We start from the raw sequence: 5,086 nt of genomic DNA on the forward strand, positions 1-5,086 counted from the left end.
ATGAGAGACGTCCTTCTGCGAAGCATCGGCGCCGCCCTGGACGGCCTCGACGTCGGCTTCTGTGCCTTCGACAGCCGCGACCGCACGCTGGCCTGGAACCGCAGCTTCCTCGATTTCTTCCCCGAGCACCGCGGCCACGTCCACAAGGGCGAGCCCTATGCCGACAACCTGCGCCGCTTCTATGCGACGCGCCTGGACGAGCAGGAAGCGCCGCTGATCGAGCGCTACGTGGCCGAGGGCATCGCGCGCCACCACGCGCAGCGCCGGCCCTATGAATTCGAGCATCTCGGCGCACGGCTGCGTGTGGCGTCGGCCGAGTTCGGCGCCCTCGGGCGGGTGCGTGTCTGGCGCCGCGTGGCGTCGGCCACGGGGGTGGCCAGCCACGTGCGGCCGCCGCAGCCGGCCGAGCTGGCCGGCATCGCCCGCTTGTTTCTCGAAAGCCATCCCGACGGGGCGCTGCTGGTCGATTCGGGTGATCGCGTGCATTGGGCCAACGAGAGCTTCCTGCAGATGTACGGCCTGGACTGCGCCGACGAGGCGCTGGGGGTGCCGTTCGAGGCGCTGTACCGCCGTGCCTGGCGCAGCACGCCGCATGCCGAGGAGTTCCTGCGCAGCCTCGAGGTGCTGCGCGAGAACCAGCGCTTCGCGGGCGCGCCGTTCGAGATCGAGCTGCCCGGCGAGCGCTGGGTGCGGGTCGTCGAGCAGCGCGGCGAGGCCGTCGACGGGCGCGCCCTGTTCGTGCACCAGGACATCTCGCTGCAGCGCAGCCTGCAGCGGGCGCTGGACGCGGCCGAGGAGCGCGCGCGGCGCTGCGAGGCGCAACCGACGGCCGGCACGCTTCGCGCCGGCTCATGAAGGCCGGTTGGGGGCCACTTTTCCGCGGATTGGCGGCGGCGCAGACGGGCGAACCTTGGGTCATGCGCCCGACGCGCAATTTTCGACCCGAACCGCCCATGCCCAACAAGAGCCCCACGTCCAGCCGTGCCCTCTACCTGATCGACCTGTCCGAGCGCATGCAGCGCATGGAGGCCGGCGGCGAGCGCATGGACCCGCTGGCCTACCGCCTGATCGCCCGCCGCCTGCGCCAGGCCCTGGTCGGCTGCTCGGCCGCCGAGCTGCCGGCCGCAGTGAAGCAGCCGCTGGTGCTGCGCGAGGCGCTGGCCGACCGGCACTTCGCCGAGTTCGGCCGCTTCGCCGGGTCGCCGCGGGCGGCGCGCATCGCGGCCGACGTGTTGCAGCGCCTGAAAGCTTAAGCCCCCACGCCCCTTCCGGGGGCTGCCCCCCAGGGGGGGCTCGCGCAGCGGACCGGCTTCAGCCGGATCCGCGCACGCCACTTGGGGAAGGCGCGGCGCTGCGCGCGCGCCGGCTCTTGACCGACATCAAGGTGGCCCGGCGGGGCGCTGCCTACAGTGCGCCATGCAAGCGCGCACCCTGGCGTCCAAGCTCGTCGCGACCGGCATCGCCTTCCTGTCGGTGGCGCTGTTGTCGATCGCGGTGACGCTGTGGGTCACCTGGCAGCTCGAGGGCGGCGCCGCCGCCGTCAACGAGGCCGGGCGACTGCGCATGATGTCGTGGCGCCTGGCGGCCGAGAGCACCGTGCCGGGGGCCGATCTCGACCCGCGCATCGAGCGCATGGATGCCACGCTGGCGCTGCTGCGCAGCGGCGATCCGGCGCGGCCGCTGTTCGTGCCCTGGTACGACGAGGCGCGGCGCGATTTCGACGCGGTGCTGGCCGACTGGGCGCCGGTGCGCGAGGCCGCGGCGCGCCACCAGCCGGTGGACTTCGACCACGTGACCCGGCTGGTCGCCAGCATCGATGCCTTCGTCTCGTCGATCGAATCGCGGCTGTCGTACTGGACGACCTTCTCGCGCGGCTTCCAGCTCACGATGATCGGCCTGGCCATCGGCGGCGCGGTGCTGATGATGTACGCGACCCACCTGCTGGTGCTAGACCCGCTCAAGCGCCTGGCGGCCGCGCTCGAGCGCGTCAGCGCGGGTGATTTCGACGCCCGCGTCGAGGTCGACCGGCAGGACGAGTTCGGCCAGCTCGCGATCGGCTTCAACGCGATGGCCGAGCGGCTGCGTGCGCTGTACCAGGGGCTGGAAACCCGCATCGCCGAGAAGACCGCGAGCCTGGAGGCCAAGCGCGAGCGCCTGGCGGCGCTGTACGAGATGAGCATGTTCGTCGCCGGCGCCGACGACCTGAAGGGCCTGGCGCAGGGCGTGGCCCAGCGCGCGCGGCGCCTGGCGCGTGCCGATGCGGTGGCGGTGCGCTGGTCCGGCGAGGCCAACGAGCGCTACCTGCTGCTGGCCCACGAGGGCCTGCCGCCGTCGATGGCCGAGGCCGAGCAGTGCATCCAGGCCGCGGCCTGCTACTGCGGCCAGCCGCCGCTGCCCGGCGCCGCGGGGGCAACGCGCGCGATCGCGATCCACGCCGACGCGGCCGGCGGGCTGCCGCACTGCGCGCGCGCCGGCTTCCACGAGGTGTTGACGGTGCCGGTGCGCCTGCACCAGCGCACGCTGGGCGAGATCGATTGCTTCTGGCGCCAGCCGCTGCCGCCCGGTGACGAGGACCGCTCGCTGCTCGAGATGATCGCCAGCCACTTGGCCGGCGGCATCGAGAGCCTGCGCGTCGCCGCGGCCGAGCGCGAGGCCGCGATCGCCGCCGAGCGCACGCTGCTCGCGCGCGAGCTGCACGATTCGATCGCGCAGTCGCTGGCCTTCCTGAAGATCCAGGTCGAGCTGCTGCGCAGTGCGCGCCGCAAGGGCGACGAGCCGGCCGCCGACCGCATCACCGACGAGCTCGATGCCGGCGTGCGCGAGTGCTACGGCGACGTGCGCGAGCTGCTGCTGCACTTCCGCACCCGCACCGACGTCGAGGACATCGCGCAGGCGCTGGCCACCACCTTGTCGAAGTTCCGCCACCAGACCGGCCTGACCGCGACGCTGCAGGTCGACGGCGACGGCGTGCCGCTGCCGCCCGATGTGCAGATGCAGGTCCTGCACGTGGTGCAGGAGGCGCTGTGGAACGTGCGCAAGCACGCCGGGGCGACCCAGGTCCACCTGAAGGTGCAGCGCGGCGCGACCTGGCGCTTCGAGGTCGAGGACGACGGCTGCGGCTTCGACCCCCAGGCCGACGCCGGCGAAGGCCACGTGGGGCTGCGCATCATGCGCGAGCGCGCCGCGCGCATCGGCGCCAAGGTGCAGGTGCATTCGGCCCCGGGGCAGGGCACGCGCGTGGTGCTGAGCGTCGAGCCGGCCGCCGCGGTGGCCCCCGCGGCCAGCGCGGCCACGGCGTGACGACGAGGAAGACCCGATGACCGCGCCCAGCCCGATCCGCGTCCTGGTGGTCGACGACCACACGCTGTTCCGCCGCGGCCTGATCGCGTTGCTGTCGCTGCACGACGAGGAGCTGCACGTGGCCGGCGAGGCCGGCAACGCCGGCGAGGCCCAGCGCCGCGCGACCGAGCTGCAGCCCGACCTGATCCTGCTCGACAACCACCTGCCCGGCGTGCGCGGCATCGACGCGCTGCCGACGCTGCTGCAGGCCGCGCCGAAGGCCCGGGTGCTGATGCTGACCGTCAGCGAGGACGAGGACGACCTGGCCGATGCGCTGAAGGCCGGCGCCAGCGGCTACGTGCTCAAGACCATCGAGGGCGACGCGCTCGTGGAGGCGATCCGCCGCTGCGTGGCCGGCGAATCGGTGGTCAGCCCCGAGCTGACCGGCAAGCTGATCGGCGCGCTGCGGGCCGCGGCCGCGGCACCTGAAGCGGCCGCGCCGGCGGCCCCGCCGCCGCCGGCCGACCCGCTGGCGGTGCTGTCCCCGCGCGAGCGCGAGATCGTGCAGCACCTGGCCGCCGGCCTGTCGAACAAGGAGATCGCGCGCCGGCTCGACATCGCCGAGACGACCGTGAAGATCCATGTGCAGCACGTGCTGCGCAAGCTCGACCTGAAGTCGCGCGTGCAGGCCGCGGTGTTCGCGGTCGGCAGCGGCCTTGGTGGCTGAGCATTCACCAACCGTGACGCGCTGACATCGGCGGTTCACTGCCGGTTGTTCGAGCGCCCCGATGCTCTGGGGCCTTCAACGAACAACAAGAGAACCGACGCCATGCTCTTGCACCGCGCCGCCCCACACCCGAACCGCGTCCCGCGGTTTGACGCCGCGCAAATCGCGCGCACCGGCACCCCCGACTACTCCTTTCGAACGATGGCCGGCCGTGGCGGCCTCGTTCTTTCGGCATTGACGCACTGCACCACCGACGGATGTTCGGCTCCCCTCAGGCTGGGCACAGTGAGCTCACCTGCGAAGGAGTCCTGAATGGCTATCGCCACCCACCCCCACAACCTGGCCGCGCGCTCACCGGCGCCCACGGCCGCCGCGCCGGCCAACGCCCGCCGCGCGATGTCGGTGCTCGTCGTCAGCACCTTGTCGTTCACCGTGTGCTTCATGGTCTGGATGATGTTCGGCGTGATCGGCATCCCGATCAAGAAGGCGCTGAACCTCAACGCCACCGAATTCGGCCTGCTCACCGCGATGCCGGTGCTGACCGGTTCGCTGATCCGTGTGCCGCTGGGCATCTGGACCGACCGCTTCGGCGGCCGCATCGTGATGGCCCTGCTGATGGCTGCCACGGTGCCGGCCATCTGGCTGATGAGCTACGCCACCGCCTACTGGCACTTCCTCGTCATCGGCCTGTTCGTCGGCCTGGCCGGCGGCTCGTTCTCGGTCGGCACGCCCTACGTAGCGCGCTGGTTCAAGAAGGAGCAACAGGGGCTGGCGATGGGCGTGTTCGGCGCCGGTAACGCCGGTTCGGCGCTGACCAAGCTGGTGGCTCCATCGATCGTTGCCGCCTGGGGCTGGAAGATGGTGCCGACGGTATACGCCGCGATCATGCTGGCCGTGGCGCTGTCGTTCTGGGTGTTTAGCTATCACGACGCCAAGCACATGGTGTCGTCCAAGGTATCGCTCAAGCAGCAGCTGGCGTTGATGAAGAACCCGGCGGTGTTGCGCTACTGCCAGTACTACTCGGTGGTGTTCGGCGGCTATGTCGCCCTGGCGCTGTGGATGATCCATTACTACGTCGGC

General features: G+C 71.6%; 5 protein-coding genes. All 5 read left to right on the top strand.

Translation table 11 applies throughout. The features are described from left to right. Window positions 1-855 (top strand): PAS domain-containing protein (locus tag VJ693_RS20655; RefSeq protein ID WP_324157297.1); only part of this gene is annotated, 855 nt, incomplete at its 5' end. 98 nt (window positions 856-953) lie between these two features. Then, window positions 954-1,253 (top strand): hypothetical protein, encoded by a 300-nt coding sequence (locus tag VJ693_RS20660; protein WP_324157299.1) that lies wholly within the window; start codon window positions 954-956, stop codon window positions 1,251-1,253. Window positions 1,254-1,416: 163 nt separating this feature from the next. Beyond that, window positions 1,417-3,300 carry a type IV pili methyl-accepting chemotaxis transducer N-terminal domain-containing protein gene (locus VJ693_RS20665; protein ID WP_324157300.1) on the top strand — a complete coding sequence of 628 codons (1,884 nt, stop codon included), beginning with the start codon at window positions 1,417-1,419 and terminating at the stop codon, window positions 3,298-3,300. A 16-nt stretch (window positions 3,301-3,316) separates the two neighbouring features. Next, a complete protein-coding gene (locus VJ693_RS20670; RefSeq protein WP_324157302.1) occupies window positions 3,317-4,006 on the top strand; it encodes a response regulator in 690 nt (229 codons plus the stop codon). Window positions 4,007-4,318: 312 nt separating this feature from the next. Next, on the top strand, window positions 4,319-5,086 hold a 768-nt coding region (locus VJ693_RS20675), incomplete at its 3' end, for an MFS transporter (protein WP_414652333.1).

The sequence above is a fragment of the Ideonella sp. genome (genome assembly GCF_035254525.1).
Taxonomy (GTDB): Bacteria; Pseudomonadota; Gammaproteobacteria; order Burkholderiales; family Burkholderiaceae_C; genus Ideonella.